Annotated in this window: 17 protein-coding genes and 1 riboswitch; all 17 genes read right to left on the bottom strand. The window is 73.7% G+C overall.

Annotated elements, in window-relative coordinates:
- Nucleotides 1–90 precede the first annotated feature (90 nt).
- Complete coding sequence (gene ribH, locus ACIBKY_RS29405) at nt 91–561, bottom strand: 6,7-dimethyl-8-ribityllumazine synthase (protein WP_397101488.1); 471 nt, start codon at nt 559–561, stop codon at nt 91–93.
- The gene (locus tag ACIBKY_RS29400; RefSeq protein WP_397101486.1) at nt 558–1,769 is read right to left on the bottom strand and encodes a bifunctional 3,4-dihydroxy-2-butanone-4-phosphate synthase/GTP cyclohydrolase II; all 1,212 of its coding nucleotides are present in this window, start codon (nt 1,767–1,769) and stop codon (nt 558–560) included. Before ACIBKY_RS29400 ends, ribH begins: the two co-directional genes overlap by 4 nt.
- The gene (locus tag ACIBKY_RS29395) at nt 1,766–2,452 is read right to left on the bottom strand and encodes a nicotinamide riboside transporter PnuC (protein WP_397101484.1); all 687 of its coding nucleotides are present in this window, start codon (nt 2,450–2,452) and stop codon (nt 1,766–1,768) included. The genes ACIBKY_RS29400 and ACIBKY_RS29395 overlap by 4 nt, the downstream gene beginning before the upstream one ends.
- Complete coding sequence (locus ACIBKY_RS29390) at nt 2,449–3,039, bottom strand: riboflavin synthase (protein ID WP_397101482.1); 591 nt, start codon at nt 3,037–3,039, stop codon at nt 2,449–2,451. The genes ACIBKY_RS29395 and ACIBKY_RS29390 overlap by 4 nt, the downstream gene beginning before the upstream one ends.
- Nucleotides 3,039–4,406 (bottom strand): bifunctional diaminohydroxyphosphoribosylaminopyrimidine deaminase/5-amino-6-(5-phosphoribosylamino)uracil reductase RibD, encoded by a 1,368-nt coding sequence (gene ribD / locus ACIBKY_RS29385; RefSeq protein ID WP_397101480.1) that lies wholly within the window; start codon nt 4,404–4,406, stop codon nt 3,039–3,041. Before ribD ends, ACIBKY_RS29390 begins: the two co-directional genes overlap by 1 nt.
- 101 nt (nt 4,407–4,507) lie before the next feature.
- Nucleotides 4,508–4,638: riboswitch (FMN riboswitch) on the bottom strand.
- A gap of 82 nt (nt 4,639–4,720) precedes the next feature.
- A complete protein-coding gene (locus tag ACIBKY_RS29380) occupies nt 4,721–5,530 on the bottom strand; it encodes an oxygenase MpaB family protein (RefSeq protein WP_397101478.1) in 810 nt (269 codons plus the stop codon).
- Between the two features lie 318 nt (nt 5,531–5,848).
- Complete coding sequence (gene rpe / locus ACIBKY_RS29375) at nt 5,849–6,520, bottom strand: ribulose-phosphate 3-epimerase (protein ID WP_397101476.1); 672 nt, start codon at nt 6,518–6,520, stop codon at nt 5,849–5,851.
- 144 nt (nt 6,521–6,664) lie between these two features.
- The gene (locus ACIBKY_RS29370) at nt 6,665–7,636 is read right to left on the bottom strand and encodes a phosphatase PAP2 family protein (RefSeq protein ID WP_397101474.1); all 972 of its coding nucleotides are present in this window, start codon (nt 7,634–7,636) and stop codon (nt 6,665–6,667) included.
- 73 nt (nt 7,637–7,709) lie between these two features.
- Complete coding sequence (locus ACIBKY_RS29365; protein WP_397101472.1) at nt 7,710–9,143, bottom strand: RsmB/NOP family class I SAM-dependent RNA methyltransferase; 1,434 nt, start codon at nt 9,141–9,143, stop codon at nt 7,710–7,712.
- Nucleotides 9,140–10,069, bottom strand: a complete 930-nt coding sequence (gene fmt, locus ACIBKY_RS29360; RefSeq protein ID WP_397101470.1) for a methionyl-tRNA formyltransferase — start codon at nt 10,067–10,069, stop codon at nt 9,140–9,142. Before fmt ends, ACIBKY_RS29365 begins: the two co-directional genes overlap by 4 nt.
- Nucleotides 10,070–10,071: 2 nt before the next feature.
- Complete coding sequence (gene def, locus ACIBKY_RS29355) at nt 10,072–10,620, bottom strand: peptide deformylase (protein ID WP_184960653.1); 549 nt, start codon at nt 10,618–10,620, stop codon at nt 10,072–10,074.
- Between the two features lie 34 nt (nt 10,621–10,654).
- A complete protein-coding gene (locus ACIBKY_RS29350) occupies nt 10,655–11,986 on the bottom strand; it encodes a hypothetical protein (RefSeq protein WP_397101468.1) in 1,332 nt (443 codons plus the stop codon).
- A gap of 38 nt (nt 11,987–12,024) precedes the next feature.
- Nucleotides 12,025–13,614, bottom strand: coding sequence for a hypothetical protein (locus ACIBKY_RS29345; protein ID WP_397101466.1), 1,590 nt, complete (start codon nt 13,612–13,614; stop codon nt 12,025–12,027).
- A 49-nt stretch (nt 13,615–13,663) separates the two neighbouring features.
- The gene (locus tag ACIBKY_RS29340) at nt 13,664–15,742 is read right to left on the bottom strand and encodes a primosomal protein N' (protein ID WP_397101464.1); all 2,079 of its coding nucleotides are present in this window, start codon (nt 15,740–15,742) and stop codon (nt 13,664–13,666) included.
- Between the two features lie 319 nt (nt 15,743–16,061).
- The gene (locus tag ACIBKY_RS29335) at nt 16,062–17,324 is read right to left on the bottom strand and encodes a LuxR C-terminal-related transcriptional regulator (protein ID WP_397101462.1); all 1,263 of its coding nucleotides are present in this window, start codon (nt 17,322–17,324) and stop codon (nt 16,062–16,064) included.
- 153 nt (nt 17,325–17,477) lie between these two features.
- Entirely contained in the window at nt 17,478–19,751 is a 2,274-nt protein-coding gene (locus ACIBKY_RS29330) for an ATP-binding protein (RefSeq protein ID WP_397101460.1), read from the bottom strand.
- Between the two features lie 411 nt (nt 19,752–20,162).
- The gene (metK, locus tag ACIBKY_RS29325; RefSeq protein ID WP_397101458.1) at nt 20,163–21,350 is read right to left on the bottom strand and encodes a methionine adenosyltransferase; all 1,188 of its coding nucleotides are present in this window, start codon (nt 21,348–21,350) and stop codon (nt 20,163–20,165) included.
- Nucleotides 21,351–21,453 lie beyond the last annotated feature (103 nt).

The following is a 21,453-nucleotide window of genomic DNA, read 5'->3' as shown; positions in this document are numbered from 1 at the left end:
GGGGGGGCCGGTTTTTAATCTCCCGTCGGGGGGGGGGGGGGGGGGGGGGGGGGGGGGGGGGGGGGGGGGGGGCCGCCCCCCCCCCGGCGATCAGACGGTCAGCCCGCGGAGCAGCAACGCCGTCTCCAGCGCCGCCATGGCCGACTCGTAGCCCTTGTCCTCCTTGGCGCCGGGCCCGCCAGAGCGGTCCTCGGCCTGCTGGAGGTTCTCGCAGGTCAGGACGCCGTTGCCGACCGGGGTCTCCTCGTCGAGCGAGATTCTGGTCAGTCCCGCGGTCACCGAGTCGCAGACGTACTCGAAGTGGGCGGTCTCACCCCGGATCACCGCTCCCAGCGCCACCACCGCGTCGCAGCGCCTGGCCAGCGCCTGCGCCACCACGGGAATCTCCAGCGAACCGGTCACCCGCACCACGGTGGCGCGGGCGCCGCTGTCGTCGCAGGCCTGTACGGCCCTGGCCACCAGCCGGTCGGTGATCCCCGCGTGCCAGCTCGCCGCGACGATCCCGACCTTGAGGCCGGAGGCGTCCACCGCGGACGCCCCGGGCCGTCCTTCACCGCTCATGAGGTCTCCTCCACGAAGTGGCCGAGCCGTTCCCGCTTGGCCGTCAGGTACCGCTCGTTGTGGGGGTTCACGGCCACCGGCATCGCCTCGCGGCCCAGCACCTTGATGCCGTAGCCGTCCATGCCCTTGAGTTTGGCGGGGTTGTTGGTCAGCAGCCGGATCGACTTGACCCCCAGGTCGGCCAGCATCTGGCCGGCGTTGGAGAACTCGCGGGCGTCCACCGGCAGCCCCAGCTCCAGGTTGGCGTCGACGGTGTCGCTGCCGTTGTCCTGCAGGCTGTACGCCTTGAGCTTGGCCAGCAGGCCGATGCCGCGTCCTTCGTGCCCGCGCAGGTACACGACGACGCCCCTGCCCTCCTCGGCGATGGCGGCCATGGCGTGGTCGAGCTGTACGCCGCAGTCGCAGCGCAGCGAGCCGAACACGTCGCCGGTCAGGCATTCGGAGTGGGCGCGGACCAGCACGTTCTCGCCGTCGCCGAGGTCGCCGAGTACGAGCGCGAGGTGCTCGCCGCCGTCCAGCGAGCTGGAGTAGCCGTAGGCGCGCCACGTGCCGTGGCGGTTGGGCAGGCGGGTCTCGGCGACCCGGGTGACCATGCTCTCGGTGCGCCGCCGGTGCTCGACGAGCTGCTCGATGGAGATGAGGGCGAGGTCGTACCGGTCGGCGAAGGCGCGCAGTTCGGGCAGCCTGGCCATGGTGCCGTCGTCGTTGACGATCTCGGCCAGGACGCCCGCGGGTGACAGCCCGGCCAGGCGGGCCAGGTCGACGGCGGCCTCGGTGTGGCCCCTGCGCGTCAGGACACCGCCGTCGTGGTAACGCAGCGGGAAGATGTGGCCGGGCCGTACCAGCTCATTGGGTTCTGTGGCGGAGTCGGCGAGCGCGCGGATGGTCTTGGCGCGGTCGGCGGCCGAGATGCCGGTGGTGACGCCGTCGCGCGCGTCGACGCTGATGGTGTACGCGGTCCGCATGCGCTCGCGGTTCTGGAACACCATGAGCGGCAGGCCGAGCCGGTCGAGCTCCTTGCCTTCCATGGGCACGCAGATGACGCCGCTGGTGTGGCGGATGGTGAAGGTCAGGAGCTCGGGGGTGGCCTTCGCGGCGGCGAAGATGATGTCGCCCTCGTTCTCGCGGTTCTCGTCGTCGACGACGATGACGGGCCTGCCGTCGCGGATGTCGTTGATGGCCCGTTCGACGTGGTCCAGCATGGTCATGTCGCCACCGCCATGGGCTTGAGCTCGGCGGTCCGTGTGCGGTACTCGCGCAGCCACTTCACGAAGCCGATGAGGACGAGGATGAAGAACAGGCCGTAGACGGCGCCGGAGACGTAGAGCTGGGAGCGGAACAACAGCGGCACGCCGACCAGGTCGACGGCCATCCACACGATCCAGAAGTCGACCAGCGCCCGTCCCTGCGCCCAGGTGGCGACGGCCCCGCCGACGAAGATGTAGGCGTCGGCGGCCACGAGGAAGTAGCTCTCCGGCGCGGGCGAGTGCACACCCCACGACAGCGGCAGCTCGAACCACGCCCACGCGCCGTAGAAGAGCGCGGCGACCGCGGCGGTGCCGAGCACCATGGCGGCGATGAGCGCGAGCCGCTCGCCGGAACGGGCCGGGCGCACCTCAAGGGCCTGCCCGCCCTGGGTGCCCTGGCGCCACTTCCACCAGCCGTAGACCGCCAGCGCGCCGAACAGGACCTGCTTCAGGGCGTTTCCGGTGACGTGCGCGCTGACCGAGGCGACGAACAGCAGCACCGCCCCGATGAACTGCACCGGCCACGTCCAGATGGACTTGCGCATGGCGAACAGCACGGTCGCCACCGCGAACACGTTGCCGAGCAGATCGGTCCACTTGACCGGCAACCCGAAAACATTGATAGAGGCATCTGCCCAGCTCACCGCAGTGCCACCAGCCTTTCCACATACTTGGCGATCACGTCGACCTCCAGGTTCACCAGTTCCCCGGCCACGCGCCGGCCCAGGTTGGTCAGGCGCAGCGTGGTCGGGATGAGGCTCACCCCGAAGCTGTCGTCGTCAACCGTCGTGACCGTGAGACTGATTCCGTCGATCGCGATCGAACCCTTCTCCGCCACATACCGGGCGAGCTGGGCGGGCAGGCTGAAGCGCAGGTTGTCCCACGCCTCGCCGGGCTCTCTCGACAGCAGTACGGCGGTGCCGTCCACGTGGCCCTGCACGATGTGACCGCCGAGCCGCTGGTCGGCGCGGACCGCGCGCTCCAGGTTGACCGCCGAACCCTCCTTGAGCCCGCCGAGCGAGGTGCGTTCCAGCGACTCCTTCATCACGTCGACGGTGAACACCCCGTCCGCCGACTCCACGACGGTCAGGCAGACGCCGTTGACGGCGATGGAGTCGCCGTGGCCGGCGTCGGAGGTGACGATCGGGCCGCGTACCGACAGCACGGCCGAGTCCCCGCGTGTCTCGAGGGCGACGACCTCGCCCATTTCCTCGATGATTCCGGTGAACATCACTTCTCCTTAGGGGAGCCCGGCCGCGCGGTGAGCCGCAGGTCCGGGCCGATCATGGAAACCTCTTCGAAGACGAAGGAGTGGATGCCGGCGATCGTGGACACGCCCGCCTGCCCCAGCGCCGCCCGCCCCGAGCCGAGCAGCGCGGGCGCCACGTAGGCCACGACCCGGTCGACCAGGCCCTGCCTGACGAAGGAGCCCGCGAGCGTCGGACCGCCCTCCAGAAAGACGCTGACCACCCCGCGCCGGCGCAGCTCCGTGAGCAGCGCGTGCAGATCCAGCCCATCCGGCCGGTACGGCAGCCGCGCGAGCTCGGCCGTCAGCCCGGTGCGCGTGGTGTCGGCGATGGCCACGAGGGTCGGCGCCGCCCCGTCGAGCACCCGTGCCCCGGCGGGCGTACGGGCTCCCGAGTCGACCACCACCCGCAACGGCGGCCGCGCCCGCCGCCTCGCCTCGGCGAGCTGCTCGCGCATCGCCCCGTCCAGCCCGCCTGCCAGCCCGCTCTCCGGCCCGCCTGCCAGCCCGTCGTCCGGTACGGCCTTGGCCGGGCGGGCGGTCAGGAGCGGGTCGTCGGCCAGGACGGTGCCGATGCCGGCGACGATCGCGTCGGAGGCGGCCCGCAGCCGGTGAACGTCCTGCCTGGCCTGGGGCGAGGTGATCCACTTGCTGGTGCCGTCCGCGGCGGCCGAGCGGCCGTCCAGGGTGGCGGCGAACTTCCACGTGACATGCGGCCTGCCCAGCCGCACCGAGGTCAGCCACGCGGCGTTGACCCGCTCGGCCTCCTCGCCCAGCAGGCCGTGCGCGACCTCGACGCCGTGGGCGCGCAGCCGTTCGCCGCCGCCGGCCGCGAGCGGGTTGGGGTCGGGGACGGCGTAGACGACCCGGGCCAGGCCCGCGGCCAGGAGCGCCTCGGTGCACGGGCCGGTGCTTCCGGTGTGGTCGCAGGGTTCGAGGGTGACGTAGGCGGTGCCGCCGCGGGCGCGTTCACCGGCCGTGCGCAGGGCCACGACCTCGGCGTGGGGGCCGCCGGCGTAGGCGTGGAAGCCCTCGCCGGCGACTTCGCCGTGGGCGTCGAGGATGACGCAGCCTACGACGGGGTTGGGGCTGGTCGTGCCGAGACCGAACGCGGCCAGTTCGACGGCCCGCGCCATGTGCCCGGCATCCCGCCCGCCCGCGCCGTGCTCTTGTCCGGGGCCGTGCCGTTGACCGGCGCTGTGCTCTTGCCCGGGGCCATGCCGTTGACCGGCGACGTGCTCTTGTCCGGCCGCGTGCCGCTCGTCGGCGGCGGGCCGTTCGCCTGCGGCGGGCCGCTCGTCGGCGGTGCGCCGTTCATCGGAAAGGGGGTCATCCCGGAAGGGTTCGTCCACCCCCGGACCTCCTACTCGCCAGTAGCTCCAAGCCACGGCGAACCCCGGGGGTGCGTGGTGCGCGTACGCCACCACAACGGCGCCCGGCCACGGCCGGACGCCTGCGCGCTTCCTCCCATCCGGACTTTAACCGTCGGTCCCGGAATTTCACCGAGTCAACCGGCCGATGGCATCGGCCGGGTCGCGGACTGTAACCGCCGGTTCGGAATTTCACCGACCCCGGAGCACGCTAGCTCTTCTTTCGCCTATCAGTCTGCCATGCCCGAATCGGCATCTGCGACCGCCCCCATGTTCTCAACCAAGCGCTCGCTTGGTCAAGCGGCCATGAGCTTGCGCGCCCGGCGGGCGTCGGGGGCGTAGCGCATCTGGGCGGGCACCAGGCCGAGGCCCGCGTGCAACGTCCGCAGGGTCGCGGTGGCCCACAGGTCGCCGACGGGGGTGGCGGGCAGGCCGTACAGGCGGCGCGCCCAGCGGGGCAGGGTCGCGAACGCCAGCAGCGTCAGGGCGGGAAGCACGGGCTTGAGCGGCGCCAGCCGCAGTGGCAGCGGCGCGGTCAGCGACTGCAGCAGCGGGTGCCCCGCCTCGGGCACCAGGCGCAGGCCCGGCCGCTCGGCCTCGACGTAGGCGCGCAGCTCGGCGACGCTGCCCGGGGCGTCAGCGGGATTCAGTCCGACGACCTCCGCGGCCCGCCGCCATTCCAGGACGAACCGATCGGCATCCCCGGCCGACAGCCGCACACCCGCCCGCCGCGCCACCGACAGGTAGGAGTCCACCTCGCCGACGTGCACCCACATCAGCGCACCGGGCTCGTCCAGCCGGAAGCGCTCACCGGTGTCGGGGTCGTCGGCGCGGAGCATGGAGTGGATCTTCCGGACCCGTCTGCCGGCCCGCTCGACCTCGGGCAGCGTGCCGTAGGTCCGGACCCGGACGAACTCGGTGGTCCGCATGAACCGCGACCAGGCCTCGTCGGGGTGCATGAGCGCGGAGTTCTGCAGGACACCGCGCATCGCCCTCGGGTGCAACCCCTGCATCAGCAGCGCACGGAACCCACCCACCAGAAGGATGGGCTCCCCCATCACCCGCCACGTCACCGATTCCGGCCCGAACAGTCCATGGTCCGTCATAAGTAAACAGTTACCCATAACCCCCGACCAGACAAACGTTCCAGAACACCCTCGGCCTCAGACCCCGCGCCACACGGCCTCTGGCCCCGGCGCGAACAACGGCAACCTGACAGCCGGCCCAGCCCGTGCGGGATGGCCGGAGGTTTCCGTGCGGGATGGCCGGAGGTTCCGGGCGCGAGGAAGCCCGGGGCGCGCCCGGTGTGAAGAACGGCTTTCAGGGTTCCCGGACAGCCCGCCCGGGTCCATGTGGCCGGCACCGGAGGTGCGGGGTCCGGGTGCCGGTCCGGAATGGGGGCGTACCGCCGAGGGCTAGAACAGCTAGATCGCGCCGCCCGGGCGGGGGACGCTCTCGGCCAGGGCGCGCAGGTGGTCGATGGCGGCGCGCGGGTCGGTGGCGCCGTAGACGGCGCTGCCCGCCACGAACACGTCCGCGCCCGCCTCGGCGCACCGTTCGATCGTGTCGGCGGCGACCCCTCCGTCCACCTGGATCCAGATCTGGCCCCCGTGGCGGGACACCAGCTCACGGGCGCGGCGGATCTTGGGGAGCACCACGTCGAGGAAGCGCTGTCCGCCGAAGCCGGGTTCGACCGTCATCAGCAACAACATGTCGATCTCGCCCAGCAGGTCCTCGTACTGGGTGACGTCGGTGGCGGGGTTGAGGGCGAACCCGGCCCGCGCCCCCAGCGCCCTGATCTGGCGCAGCGTCCGCACCGGCGCCTTGGCCGCCTCCGCGTGGATGGTCACGCTGCCCGCCCCGGCCTCGGCGTAGGCGGGCGCCCAGCGGTCCGGGTCCTCGATCATGAGGTGGCAGTCGATCGGCGTGGACGTGGCCTTGAGCAGCGCTTCGACGACGGGCAGCCCGAGGGTGAGGTTGGGCACGAAGTGGTTGTCCATGACGTCCACGTGGAGCCAGTCGGCGTTGGGCACCGCGGCGGCCTCGTCGGCGAGCCGGGCGAAGTCGGCGGACAGGATGCTGGGCGAGATCTGCACGCTCCGATTCTAGGGAAAGCGCAGACCCGCACCGGGCACCGGCCATCCCCCGGGAAACCTCGCAGGGCCCGGGAAGTCCGGAATGCCCGCGCCTTCTAGGCCACCTTGCGCTCGGCTCATCAGGCCCAGCCAGATGAACGCCTTCTAGGACACCTTGCGCCCGGCCCCGTCCATCAGGCCCAGCCGGATGAACGTCAGCGGCGCCCCCAGCTGCACCCACAACGTCAGCAGCGCATACCGGAGATAGCGCAGCACGTCATGGTCCGGCAGCAGTTCCCGTAGCCCGAACCACACCGCCCCCACCACCACCGACCCGAGCGCCCACCGCGCCGCCTTCCGCCCCGGCGTCCCGCGCACCGAGAACCACCCGAGCCGGTACATCACCGACGCCCCCGCCAGCATCCCCAGCACCGACCCGCACATCGCCACCAGCGTGTCGAGCGCGGCGGGGTCGACGTCCCCGGCCGCCCGCCACGCCGTGGGCGGTGACCACCCGGCATGGGGCAGGCTGGCCAGCGCGGCCGCCCCCAGCGGCAGGACCGAGACCAGGGCCGAGGCGGCCAGCTGCCGGGCGAGCGACAGCCCGCGCCACCACCGTACGGCGGGCTCCTCCAGCTTCACCACCAGAACCAGCACGGCCGCGCCCAGCAGCACCCCCGCCACCACGTCGGAGATGAAGTGCACTCCCAGGTAGACCCGGGACAGCCCGATGAGCGCGACCGCCGCCACCGCGCCCCACCACGCCCACGGCCGGCGCACGGCCGCGGCCAGGGCGCCCCACGTGGCCGTGGCGATCTGCGCGTGCCCGGACGGCAGCCCGAACGTGCCCTCCAGCGACAGCGGCCTGACCCGGGCGTCCACCCAGTAGGGACGCGGCGCGTGGAACAGCAGTTTGAGCACCGCGTTGCCGGCCGCCGCTCCCAGCACGACCACGCCCATCCGCAGGCCGAGGCGGGGACTGACGCACCAGTACAGGACGGGCAGCAGGAACAGGAAGGTCTGCTCGCTGCCGAACAGCGACACCGCCTCCATCACCGGTTCGAGCCAGCCGGGCAGCCCCTGGAGCGCGATGATCGGCCCGAGTTCGGCCCCGCGCAGGCCGTCGAGGATGTCCACGTGGCCGATGGGACCACACCGGCCCGGGGCAAGGACAGGCTTAGAAGGCGAATCGTGACCTAACGCTTGCTTGTTATCGCTTGCGGAGCAGGGCCAGGAACATGGCGTCCATGCCGTGCCGGTGCGGCCAGAACTGCGCGTGCGGGCCGTCGCCGAGATCGGGCACCTCGGTCACGTACGAGCGCGCGTCCAGTTGCTCGACGTCCTCGCGGCCCCGCAGGACGTCGGAGACCACGATCCCGGTCTCGGCCAGGTGGGGCGAGCAGGTGACGTACGCGACGACGCCGCCGGGCCGTACCGCGTCGAGGGCGGTGCCCAGAAGGCCGCGCTGCAGCGCGCCGAGACCGGGGACGCCCGCGGGGTCACGCCGCCACCTGGCCTCGGGACGGCGGCGCAGCGCGCCCAGGCCGGTGCAGGGCGCGTCCAGCATGATCCGGTCGAAGGCGCCGGGCCGCCAGGCGGGCTCGGTGCCGTCGGCGGTGATCACCGAGGCCTCGCGGGTGGTCTGCCAGACCAGGCGGGCACGGTGGTACTGGACGTCGGCGGCCAGCAGGTGCTTGCCGCCGGGGAAGCCCTCGTCGGGATCGCCGTAGGCGGCGATGGCGTCGAGCAGGCCCGCCTTGCCGCCGGGGCCCGCGCACATGTCGAGCCAGAACTCGTCGCGGCCCTCCACCGGCACCCTGGCCAGGGCGAGGGCGACGAGCTGGCTGGCCTCGTCCTGAACGGCGGCGCGGTACTCGGCCACCGCCGGCACCTGGCCCGGGTCGCCCTCGGGCAGGTAGGCGGCATAGGGCGAGTAGCGGCCGGCCTCGGCGCCGGAGTCCTGCAGCTCGGCCACCGAGCTGCGGCCGGGACGGGCCACGAGCGTGACCAGCGGGCGTATGTTGTCGGCCGCCAGCAGATCGGCCGTCTCCGCGTCGTCGCCGCCGAGCGCGTCGCGGAAGGCGGACACGATCCAGCGCGGGTGGCTGTGGGCGATCGACATGTGGCCGACCGGGTCCTCGGGAGCCACGATCGGGATCCAGTCGTCGAGGGGCCTGGCGGCCACCTTGCGCAGGACGGCGTTGGCGAACTTGGAGGCGCCGACGCCGACGCGCAGCCGTACCAGATCGACGGTCGTGCCCACCGCGGCGTGCGGCGGGACGCGCATCTTGAGCAGCTGGTGGGCGCCGAGCCGCAGCGCGTCGCGCACGTCGGGGTCGGGCGCGCGGTCGGTGCAGTACTCGATGATCGCGTCGTAGGTGCCGAGCCCGCGCAACGTCCCGTAGGCCAGTTCGGTGGCGAGCGCCGCGTCGCGCCCGCCCAGCCGCCGCTCGCGCAGCAGGCGCGGCATCAGCAGGTTGGCGTAGGCGTCCCGCTCGTCGACGGCCCGCAGCACGTCGAAGGCCGCGTTGCGCGGCTCGTCCCGCACCGGCCCCTTCCCGGTACGGCTCCCGCCGCCCCGGCCGTAGCCGCCGTCACCACGACCGCGGCCCCGTGCGCCGCCGTTCCCCCGTGAAGCCGTCACGCGAACTTGTCCCCTTCGCCCAGGCGCGAGCCGCGGGCCCACTCGGCCGCGCTCATCGCCCGTTTGCCCTGCGCCTGCACCTCGGTCAGCTCGACCGGATGGGTGGCGGTGCCGACCAGTACCTCATGCTTGGTGGCCGCGATCACTCCGGGCTCCAGCCGGGCGGCGTCGGGCCGCGGCCGGACCGGGCCGAGCTTGACCCGCTGGCCGCGGAACTCGCTCCACGCGCCGGGGTTGGGTGTGCAGGCGCGCACGAGCCGGTCGACGCGCATGGCGGGCGCCTGCCAGTCGGCCCTGGCGTCGTCCACGTTGATCTTCGGTGCGTAGCTGATGCCGTCGGCGGGCTGGGGCCGGGGCTCCAGGGTGCCGTCCTCGATTCCGTCGAGGGTGGCGGCCAGCAGCCCGGCGCCGGAGATCGACAGGCGCTCCAGCAGCGCGCCGCTGGTGTCGCCGGCGCGGATCTCCTCGGTGACGACGCCGTAGACGGGCCCGGCGTCGAGCTCCTTGACGATCTGGAAGGTGGCCGCGCCGGTGATCTCGTCGCCGTGGAGCACCGAGTGCTGCACGGGGGCGGCGCCGCGCCAGGCGGGCAGCAGCGAGAAGTGCAGGTTGACCCAGCCCCGGCGGGGCACGTCGAGCGCGGACTGCGGCAGCAGCGCCCCGTAGGCGACGACCGGGCAGCAGTCGGGCTCCAGCGCGCGCAGCCGGTCGAGGAACCCGGGGTCGCCGGCCTTGGCCGGGCGCAGCACCTCGATGCCGGCCTCCTCGGCCAGCTCGGCGACCGGCGACGGGTGCACCTTGCGGCCGCGGCCGGTCTGGGCGTCGGGGCGGGTGACCACGGCCACGACGTCGTGGCGTGGCGAGTCGATGAGGGCGCGCAGCGAGGGCAGGGCCGTCTCGGGCGTGCCGGCGAAGACCAGGCGCATGGTCAGAGAGCCTTCCCGCCGGTGGCGTGCGGGGAGAACTTGACCGCCGGTGGGGTCAGACCGCTCCACTCGGCCTCGCGGATGGCCTTCATCGCGAGCTTGCGCTGCGCGGAGTCCATCCGGTCGATGAACAGGATGCCGTCGAGGTGGTCGGTCTCGTGCTGGAAGCAGCGGGCCATCAGGTCGGTGCCTTCGAGGGTGACCGGCTCGCCGTGCATGTCGAGTCCCTTGGCGACGGCGCGGATGGCGCGCGGCGTCGGGAAGGACAGGCCGGGGAAGGACAGGCAGCCTTCCTCGCCCTCCTCGTCGAGGTCGGCCGACAGGTCGAGGTCGGGGTTGATCAGATGGCCGAGCTGGTCGTCGACGTAGTAGGTGAAGACCCGCAGGCCGACGCCGATCTGCGGGGCGGCCAGGCCGGCGCCCGGCGCGTCCATCATCGTGTCGGTCAGGTCTTTGACCAGTTTGCGCAGCTCCTTGTCGAAGTCGACGACCGGGGCCGCCGGGGTGCGCAGCACCGGGTCTCCGAACAGCCGGATCGACTGGATCGCCAAGAGGCCAACTCCGTTCCGCGAAGGCAGGGTGGGATCAGCCCAGTTTAGTGGTCTGGAGCGACCTTGCCTTCATCGCGGCTTTGCGCGCCGCCTTGGCGACGGCCGCGTCGCCGTGGGTGGAGGCCAGGAGTTCGAGGACGGCCACGGTGTCGGGATGGCTGGAGCCGGCCATCTCCCCCACGCTCCTGACCAGGTCCTCGCCGGACTCCAGCGCGCCGAACTCGCCGACGGACTCGGGACTGCCGGAGATGTGGAGCAGGGCGGCGACGGAGTCGACGGCGATCCAGGTGTGGTCGTCGGAGCTGAGCGGCGGCGCGTCGAGGTCGCGGATGTGCAGCCAGGAGGCGGCGTAGCGCCACATGGTGGGGTCGGCCAGCGAGTCGCGCACCGGCGACTGTGCCTCGGGGCCGAGCTCTTCGAGTATGGCGCCCACGGCGCCGCGGTGGCCGGCGCCGCCGGCCGTGGCCACGGCCAGGAGGTCGCGGGCGGCCTGCTCGGGCGGGCGGCGCTCCAGCCAGGTCGTCACGGCGCTCTGCGTGACCGCGCCGCTGACCAGGCAATCCACCAGCGCCTCCGCGTCGAGCCCGGCGAAGACCTCGACCTCGGCCAGCGTGGGCGCCTCGTGGCCCTCGCGCAGCAGGTCGTGGCGGACGGCCCAGACGCCGAGCGGGGTCAGCGCGATCCGGCCGGTGCCGGTCTGCTGCACCAGGCCGCAGTAGGTGAGCAGGGACAGCGCCTCCAGCAACTCGCCCGGCAGGCTGCCGCTGAGCTCGCGCAGCTCGGCCTGGCTCGGCTCGCAGGCCACCTCGTGCGACTGCAGCAGGCCCTTGGCGAGGTTGGCGATGGCGACGCCGGAGCGCACGGAGTAGATGGTGGCGAGGGTCTCCGCCAGGTGGCCGTCGATGACGCGCGAGCCGGTCAGGCGGGAGGTCTCGGCCTGGTCGAGTACGTCCATGACGACGCCGTCCCAGAACTCCAGCGTGCCCTCGACGGGCAGGCGCGTGGGCAGCGCGCCGCGCGAGGCGGTGCCGCGCACGATCTGGAGTAGACGGGTGTTGACCGCCACGATCCAGGCCAGCCGCAGCCGGGCCCGGGAGACGCCGAGCTCCTTGGCCGCGGCGGCGGCGTCGGTCTCGGGCAGCAGTCCCTCGTCGGTGACCGGGCGCTCGCCGGTCCAGGAGGTGAGCTTGATGGCGTCGGCGACGAGCGGCACCCGGGGCACCGCGGCGGCCAGCTCCGCGTCGGCGGCCAGCGCGACAGGCGGGAACGTCAACGCCTCCCTGACCTGGGGCGCGGGCGTCTCCACTGGAGCGGGCTCCTCGATCAGCTTGCGGAGCTCGGCGAGGTCGAAGACGTTGTTTGCCACCCACGAAACTTACTGCACACGAGTCACAGGGATGTACTTCATCGGATGGCTCGTGAGCGCGCTTTGAACGCCGCCTTGCGCGCCGCCTTGGCCTCTCCGCTGCCCGGCAGGGACCGCCCGAGCAGTTCGAGCACGTCGACCACGTCGGGGTGGTCGACCCGCCACATCTCCTCGATGAGGTGGGCGGGCGGGCCGGAGGCGGCCATGTTCTCGGCGAAGATCTCGGGGTCCTCCCGGGCCGCCGGCATCGCCAGCGCGAGCATGTCCACGCTGACCCACAGGAGCTCGTCCTGGGTGAGCGGCGGCGCGGGCAGGCCCCTGGAGGTCAGCCAGTGGATGGCGTGCGGGCGCAGCTCCCCGTCGTCGAGCACCGCGCGCAGCGCCGGTTCCGCGGCGGGGCCGAGGTGGTCGACGATGGTGACCGCGATGCCGCGGGCGACGGCCGGGGCGCCGGTGGCGGCGGCCAGCAGCTCGGCGGCGGCCTGATCGGGCGTGCGCCCGGCCAGCCAGCGTTCGATGTCGTGCTCGGCCGCCTCGGTCGGCATGCCGTCGAGCAGTCCCTCGATGAGGCCGACCGCGTCGGCGGCGGCGAGGTCGGGCGCCTCGGGGGCGTCGCGGCCGTGGGCGAGGTAGAGCTCGCGCAGCCCCCAGACGGCCAGCGGGCTCAGCCCGGCGCCGTCGTGACGGCGCTCGACCAGCCCGCACCAGGCCAGCCGGTCGAGCACCGCCTCGACGTCCACGTCCGCGTCGGCCAGCTCGAACACGTGGTCGGCGACCACCTCGTCCGGCACCCGCGCCTGCAGGCGGTAGAGGCGGTCGAGCAGGTCGTAGAGGGCGTCGTCGAGCTCGGGCAGGCCGGTGACCGCGCCCCCGGTGTCGTGCTCGACCAGGTGGGCGACGGTGCTCGCCCAGCCGCTGAGACCCTCGTGCCCGGCCAGCGCCCACAGCAGCCTCGGCTCGGGCACCGGCGCCGCGGCGGCGTCCTTGGCGCGCAGCGCGCCCTTGGCCGTGGGGGTGCTGCCCCGGTCGCCCAGCCAGGCCAGCAGCCGGTCGCGGTCGGCCAGCAGGGCCACCCCGCCGAGCGCGGCCTCCAGCTCCCGCGCGGAGGCCAGCCGTACGGCGGGCAGCGGCGTGCACGCCGGGCAGTCGCAGGGCGCCTCCTCGATCTCGGGAAGCTCACTCCCGGGCGCGTCGGCGGAGGGGATCGCGATGTCCTGTTCAAGCGATTCGGGCCCGATCGAGCTGAACAGGCTCTTGGCCATGCCGAAGTTGGCCGGGTCGGCCAGGGCGGCGGGCATCTCCTCGGCGATCTCGCTCAGCCGCGCGCGCATGGCCCGTGCCCGGTCGGCGCCGGCGGCGCCGGAGGACTCGAGGTAGTCGACGAGCGTGCCGGCCGCGGCGATCGACTCGGGGGCGCTCTCGGGCGGCGCGATCACCTTGCGCGGGTAGATGGACAGCAGCAGGTCGTCGAAGGTCGACGGGGCGAAGTCGGCCAGCTCGTTCACGCCCAGATAGTCGCTGGCGTAGTCGCAGAGCAGCCGCACCTCGTCGGCGTCCACCTCGACGCCCCGCGCCCGCCCCCATGCGCGCAGGTCGTCGATGGCCCGGTTCACCCATTCGATCGACACAGGGAGACGCTAACGGCTGGCCAACAGATGAGCGAATCGGGGAAAGCGGCTAAATCAGGTCGAGAGGGTCGACACTCACCCGGACGACATCAGGCGCCTTACGCGCCGCACGTACCCCGGTGGCCCCTTTGAGCGCGGCGGCCAGCACGCCGCCGGAGGCTCTCGGGACCCGGATCATGGCGCGTTCCCGCTCGTCGTCGACCTGTACCGGGCCGAGGACCTGGGCCTCGTCCGGCAGGCGGACCTCGTCGAGCATCTGGCGTACGGCGGTGGCCGTACCCGTGAGCGTGGCCATCCGTACCGCCGGCGGGAAGCCGAGCTCGGCGCGGTCGGCGAGCTCGCGCTCCGCGTGGGTGACGGGATCCCACCGCAGTAGCGCCTGTACGGCCGGCAGCGCCATGTCCGCCAGCACCACCAGCTCCGCGCCGGGCCGCAGCAGGGCGGCGGCGTTCATCCAGCGGCGTACGCCCTCCTCCGCCGCCCGCAGGTCCGCGCGGCCCAGCAGGGCCCAGCCGTCCAGGAGCACGGCCGCCGCGTACCCGCCGTCGGACACCGGCTCCGCGCCCGGCGTGGCCACCACCAGCGCCTTGCCGGGACCGACGCGCGCCAGGACCCCGTCCCTGCCGGACGTCTTGACCGGCACGGAGGGAAAGGCCCGTCCCAGTTCCTCGGCGGTGCGGCGGGCGCCGACAACGACCGCGCGCACGTGAGCGCCGCCGCAGTGCTCGCAGCGCCAGGCGGCGTCCACCCGGCCGCACCAGCGGCAGTAGGGCGCGCTGTGCCCGCTGCGCAGCGCCAGCGGCCCATGGCAGGCGGCCTTCCCCGGCACGGCGTCGTCGATCCTGTTGCCCCGGTCGGGGGCGGTGCGGGTGGGCGGCAGGGCGCAGCGGGCCGGGCGGCGGCACTGGCGGCAGGCGATCGAGGGAAGGTAGCCGCGCCTCGGGACCTGGACCAGCACCGGGCCGGACTCCAGCCCCTCGCGCAGCGCCCGCCAGGCGACGCTGGGCAGGCGGGCGGCGCGGGCGGCCTGGTCCTTGGCCAGTTCGGCGTCCTCGCCCGCCGGGCGCACCCTGGGGGCCATGGCGCGCACGCTCTCGCGCGCGGCCACGATCGGCCTGGCCCAGCCGGTGGCGATGAGCTGGGTGGCCTCGGCGGTGCGGGCATAGCCGCCGATGAGCATGGCGGCGCCGCCGCGGTGGGCGCGCAGGGCGAGTACCTCGCGGGCGTGCGGGTAGGGCGCCAGCCGTTCGGCGTGGAGGTCGTCGCCGTCGTCCCAGAGGGCGACGAACCCCAGGTCGGCGACGGGCGCGAACATGGCCGCACGGGTGCCGACCACCGCGCGCGCCTGCCCGCGCAGCACCCTGAGCCAGCGCCGGTACCGCTCGGCCGGTCCCAGGCCCGCGGTGAGCGCGACGTGCGCGCCGTCGCCGAGCAGCCGCTCGAACACCTCGTCGGCGAGCGCCACGTCCTTGCCGTCCGGCACGACGACCAGCGCGCCCCGGCCGCCCGCCAGCGTGGCGCGCACCGCCTCGCCGATCGCCTCGGCCCACCCTCCGGCCCCGGGCAGGGCCGACCACACGGCCCTGGGCGCCCGCCCGTGCTCCAGCGCGTCCAGGAACGACGGCCCCATCGGGTAGCCGGCCCAGGCCTGACCGTCTCCGGGCTCCGGCGGGCCGTCCGTGGCGGCCGCCTGCCCGGGCTCCGCCTCGACCTTGGCGTGCCGCGGGGGTACGGCCAGCCGCAGCACGTCGGCCAGCGTCCCGGCGTAGCGGTCGGCCACGGCCCTGGCCAGCGCGGCCACCTCGGCCGTGAGGACCGGCTCCGCCGACACCACCCGCTCGATGGCGGCCAGCTTCCCCCGGTGCTCGCTCTCCTCGGTCCGCTCCAGCAGGAACCCGTCCACGAGCTTGCCGGCGAACCGCACCCGGACCCGCACCCCCGGCCGCGCGCTGTCGTGCAGGGCGGCGGGCACGAGGTAGTCGAAGGGCCGGTCGAGGTGCGGCAGCGGGTTGTCGACCGCCACCCTGGCCACGGGCGCCTCGGGTGCGGGAACGACCGAGCCCTTGGCCTTCTGCGCGGCCGGGCGTACCGCATCCAGCGGCAGCAGGGCGTGGTCGGTCTCGGTCACGCACTACGTCTACCAGACCGTGGCCTCCGGTAAGGCCGGTCGGTCACTGGCCAGGTCGTGGTGGATACGGGCGCGGGGCACGCCGTCGCGCAGCAGAAGGACGCGGCCGCGCGCTCGGCGTGCGGTTCCACCCGGGTGAGGCCGGCCCGCACCAGGGCGGGGTCGATCGGCATCGGCTTCCCCTCTTCGCTGTGGTGCCGGCGGATGGACGCGGGGCGCCGGACCCTGGGACCCCTCCCCTGGACGGCGCCGGTGGTCATCCGCCGGCATGACAACAGTTCGTCGCGGACCCCGCCTTGCGCATCCGGAGAAGTGCCGATTAATCGCTGGAAGCCACCCAGGCGGCGACATGGGTGCGCGAGGTGAGATGCCCCTTCGCGAGGATGTTGCGGACGTGCGCGTCGACCGTCCGCTTCGAGATCACCAGCCGCCCGGCGATCTCCAGGTTCGTCAGGCCCTCGGTGATGAGCTTGGCGACCTGCAGCTCGCGGGGGCTCAGGACCACGTCACCGGCCTCGGGCCGGCTGCCGGGCGCGGGCACGGGCGCGGCCGTGGCGGCGCCGTAGCGGGCCGTCAGGCGCCTGCGCGCCCGCGCCTCGAGAAGCTCCAGCCCCACCTGCCGGTACGGCCGCAGCAGCCGGTAACCGGCGCCGCCCGGCGCCGGCTCGCGCAGTACCACCGAACGGGCGACCAGGTCGCCCAGCACCACGGCCGCCCGCACCCTGGGCAGGCCCGCCTCGATACCGATCGCCTCGGCCGTCTCCTGTTCGAAGCCGCCGTCCACCACCGACAACGCCGCCCACAGCGTGCGCTGCTCGGCCCCGCACAGCGCGTGGCTCCACTCGACCATGGCGCGCAGGTCGCGCTGGCGCGGCAGCGCGCTGGTGGTCCCCGCCGGCAGCGGGCGGCGGTCGCGCAGCCGGTCACGCAGTTCGGGCGCGGTCAGCGAGCGCAGGCACGCCGCGGCCAGTTCGATGGCCAGCGGCAGGCCGTCCAGGTTGCGGCAGATCTCGGCGACCGCGGCGCGCGTGCCACCACCGGAAAGGGAGAAGTCGGGGTCGACGGCGGCGGCCCGCTCGGCGAATAGCGTGACGGCGTCGGCCTCCGCCAGCGGCCGCACGTACAGCACGTGCTGCCCCGCCAGGTCGGGCGGCTGCCGTCCGGTCACCACGATCTTGGCGTGGGGCGCCCGGCGCAGCAGTACCTCGGCCAGGCGCGCGACGGGGCCGGTCAGGTGCTCGCAGGTGTCGAGCACGACCAGCGCCCTGCGCTCGCGCAGCGCCGCGGCGATCCCCTCGGGGGTACGCGCCTGCGGCCGGCCGATCGCGGCCGCCACGCGGGCGGTCAGCGCCGGTTCCCCGGTCACCGCCGACAGCTCGGCGTACCAGGTCCCGCCGGGGAACCGCCGCCGGGCGTGGCGGGCGACCCTGACCGCCACGCGGCTCTTGCCCACCCCGCCGGGCCCCGTGACCGCGAGCAGGCGCGTGCGCGCCAGCGACCGCAGGCCCTCGGCCACCTCGGCCGCGTGGCCGATCATGCTGGTGAACTCGGCGGGGAGATTCCCCCTGCCTCGCTCGGCCATGGACCCTCCCTCCCTGCGGCGGCAGGCCCGGCGGGCCGTCCGTGCCGCGGACCTCGTGGGTTCGCGTCAGCGCGCGAACCCGCCCCCGCGTCCCCGGGCCATGGACACGATGAGTATTCATCTCATCACCCAAGGCGACATCGGGGATTATGCCTATCCCTCCCTCTGCCGGCGCCTGATCACCCATGCGGCGATCTGGCTGCGTCCGGAAAAGCCAAGTTTGGCGAGGATGTTCTCGACGTGGGTGTCGACCGTGCGCCGGGCCACGACGAGCCGGTGGGCGATCAGCCGGTTGGTGAGCCCGTCGGCGACCAGGTCGGCGACATCGGCCTCGCGCGGCGTCAGCGGCGTCCACGCCGGGGCCGCCCGCGGCTCACTCTCCTCCGGCTCGCCGGACAGCGCCTCGGCGATCGCCTCCTCCGCCGACAGCGCCCGTCCGGCGGCTTTGACGCGTTCCAGCTGCGATCCCAGGGCCTCGGCCAGCTCGTCCTGGTGGCGCTTGCGCTCGGCCGCCATGTGCGGCGAGCCCAGCAGCGGCCGCACCTCGGCGCCCCAGAGCCGGTGCGCGGCGCTCAGCAGCCGCGCCGCCCGCGCGTGCGCGCCGCGGTCGGCCGCCAGCCACGCCAGCACCTCCACGCAGAACGCCCGCCCGAACGTCGTCTCCACCCGCGCGTGCGTGCGCAGCGCCGCGCGCGCGTGCCCCTCGGCCTCGCCGATCCGTCCGCACCGCCGCAGCAGCAGCGCCAGCGCCAGGTCCGCCCACGCCGCGCCGCACCCGTCGCCCGCCTGCCCGCACAGCCGCGCCGCCCGTGTCAGCACCCGTTCCGCCTCTTCGGTACGGCCCGCCGTCAGCAACGTGAACCCCAGCTCGATCAGGCCGTTGAGCAGGTGGATGCCGCCGTGCCCCGCCAGGCCGTCCACGCTCTCGCGCAGCAGCCGCTCGGCCGCCTCCAGATCGCCCTCGCAGAACCGCAGCGTGCCGCGCATCTTCGTGAGGCGCAGGCCGCCGAGCGTGCCCAGCCGGGCCGCCGGCTCCCCTGCCCCGGCCAGCGCGCGCCGGGCGGCGGGCAGGTCGCCCTGGCCGATGGCGATGTGGGCGAGGTCCAGGTGGGCGCCCAGACGGATCCAGTCGGGGGCCTCGGTGCCGGGGAGCAGGCGGTCGAGGTACTGCCGGCCGTACCTGGCCATGCCGCCGAACACCCACAGGTAGCCGAGGCGCAGGCCCATCTCCAGACCGGCGGCGCGCCCGGCGGGGTCGGCGGCGTAGGACTCCAGGGCGGCGCGCAGGTTCGGCCAGTCGGAACGTGCGCGCAGCACCTCCTCCACGCGGTCGCGCCCGGCGCGCTCCACGCCGAAGCGGCGGGCGACGGCGAAGTAATGCTCGCGGTGGCGCACCCGCAGCCGTTCGGCCTCGGGCGGCGGCATGCGTCCCATGGCGTACTCGCGCAGGCCGTCCAGCATCCGGTACACGGTGCGCCGCCCGTCGTGCTCGCGGACCACGATCGACTTCTCGACCAGCGCGGCCAGCGCCGGGTAGACGAGGGCGCCGGGCAGGTCGGCGCCGGAGCAGACGCGCTCGGCGGCGTCCAGGTCGAAGGAGCCGGAGAAGACGGTCAGCCGCTCCCACAGCAGCCGCTCCTCCTTGGCGCACAGGTCGTGGCTCCAGGCGATGGCCGCCTGCATCGTCGAATGGCGTCCGCCGCGGGCGCGCGAACCCGCGGGGCCCAGTGAGCCGTAGGCGTCCATGAGCTGCAGGAGCCGGGCGACGGGCAGCAGCCGGGCGCGTACCGCGGTCAGCTCGATGGCCAGCGGGATGCCCTGGATGCGCCGGCACAGCTCGGCCACGACGGGGGCGTTGTCGGGCCGCAACTCGAACGCCGGGTCCACGGCGGCCACCCGGTCCAGGAACAACGCGACGGACTCGACGTGCGCGACCGCCGCCGGCTCGGTCTCCGGCCCCGGTACGGCCAGCGGCCGGACGATCACGATGTGCTCACCGGGGGCGCGTAAGGCCTGGCGGCTGGTGACCAGGATGTGCAGGCCGGGTGCGGCGGGCAGCAGGGCCTGGGCCAGCCTGGAACAGGCTTCTGCGACGTGCTCGCAGGTGTCGAGGACCAGGAGCATGCGCCGATCGGCCACGTGGGCCGCCGACTCGGCGGGCGCGCCGACGCCCAGGGCCTGGGCGATCGCCTCCTCCACCGCTTCGGCCGTGGTGGCGCCGGACAACTCGACGTAGGTGACGCCGTCGGTGAAGGCCCGCCGCATGAGCTGCGCGGCGCGTACGGCCACGCGCGTCTTGCCCACGCCCGCTATCCCGGTGACCGTGACCAGGCGGCTGCGCTGGAGCATCCTGCGGACCCCGGCGACCTCCTGACGGCGTCCCACGAAGCTGGTGACGGCGGTGGGGAGGGCTGCTCGCGACAGCATGGTCCCGCACCCCCGTCAAGCCGCGCCCGCGGCCCCCGTGGCGGGCCCGGTCCTGGAAGATCCCTGGGAACACGTTATATGGATCTTGGACCGGACACACAGCCCCGGCCCGCCGAACACCCGGCCCCGAGGTCGCGTCGCACCCTGACGGTCCGGGCGGGTGGCACGCGCACACGAGTTCCCTCCGGCCGGGAGCGGACCTCCTCCAAGGCCACCCACAACACCCCTGGCCACACGAGAGTCCGCCTCCGGGCCTCTGGGCCTCTGGGCCTCTGGGCCTCTGGGCCTCTGGGCCTATCGTCCCGGGGTGGGGCGCCGCGCCTCGGGACGGGTGCTCTGGTCCGGGCATGCGTGAGCCCTGAGGCCGCCGGGTGGCGGAACTCAGGGCTCAGGCGGTGGAACGGGTGCCGGTCAGAGGCCGGCGGCGGTGCGGAGGGACTCGGCGCGGTCGGTCGACTCCCAGGAGAAGCCCTCGCGGCCGAAGTGGCCGTAGGCGGCGGTCTCGGAGTAGATCGGGCGCAGCAGGTCGAGGTCGCGGATGATGGCCGCGGGACGGAGGTCGAAGACCTGCAACACGGCGGCCTGGATCTTCTCGACCTCGACCTTCTCGGTGCCGAAGCACTCCACGAACAGGCCGACCGGCTGGGCCTTGCCGATGGCGTAGGCGACCTGGACCTCGCAGCGGTCGGCCAGGCCGGCCGCGACGACGTTCTTGGCGACCCAGCGCATGGCGTAGGCGGCCGAGCGGTCGACCTTGGACGGGTCCTTGCCGGAGAAGGCGCCGCCGCCGTGGCGGGCCATGCCGCCGTACGTGTCAATGATGATCTTGCGGCCGGTGAGGCCGGCGTCGCCCATGGGGCCGCCGATCTCGAAGCGGCCGGTCGGGTTGACCAGCAGGCGGTAGCCCTCGATGTCGATCTCGAGCCCGGCGAGCACGGGGTCGACCACGTGCTCCTTGATGTCGGGGGCGAGCATCTCCTTGAGGTCGATCTCGGCCGCGTGCTGCGTGGAGACGACCACGGTGTCGAGGCGGACGGGCGTGTCGCCGTCGTACTCGATGGTGACCTGGGTCTTGCCGTCGGGGCGCAGGTACGGCACGGTGCCCGACTTGCGGACCTCCGACAGGCGCTGGGCGAGCCGGTGCGCGAGCATGATCGGCAGCGGCATCAGCTCGGGGGTCTCGCGGCAGGCGTAGCCGAACATCAGGCCCTGGTCACCGGCGCCCTGGCGGTCGAGCTCGTCGCCGACGCCCTCCTCGCGGTGCTCGTAGGCGTCGTCGACGCCCTGGGCGATGTCGGGCGACTGCGCGCCGATCGAGACGGAGACGCCGCAGGACGCGCCGTCGAAGCCCTTGTGCGAGGCGTCGTAGCCGATCTCAAGGATCTTCTCGCGGATGACGCCGGGGATGTCGACATAGGTCTCGGTCGTCACCTCGCCCGCGACGTGGACCTGGCCGGTAGTGATCATCGTCTCGACGGCGACCCTGCTCTTGTGGTCGTCCTTGAGCATGGCGTCGAGAATCGCGTCACTGATCTGGTCGGCGATCTTGTCCGGGTGGCCCTCGGTGACCGACTCGGAGGTGAACAGGCGACGTGACAACTCAGTGGCTCCTCATGCAGCGGCTGCTGACGTATGTGCGGCTCGGACGGGTGGACACCAGCCTGGGCCTCGCCGAAGTCTAGCCCCACGGGAGGCCAGGTAG

It is taken from the genome of Nonomuraea sp. NPDC050394 (genome assembly GCF_044459065.1).
GTDB lineage: Bacteria > Actinomycetota > Actinomycetes > Streptosporangiales > Streptosporangiaceae > Nonomuraea.
The sequence above is the reverse complement of the archived record's forward strand: the minus strand, read 5'-3'. Positions and strand labels throughout refer to the sequence as shown.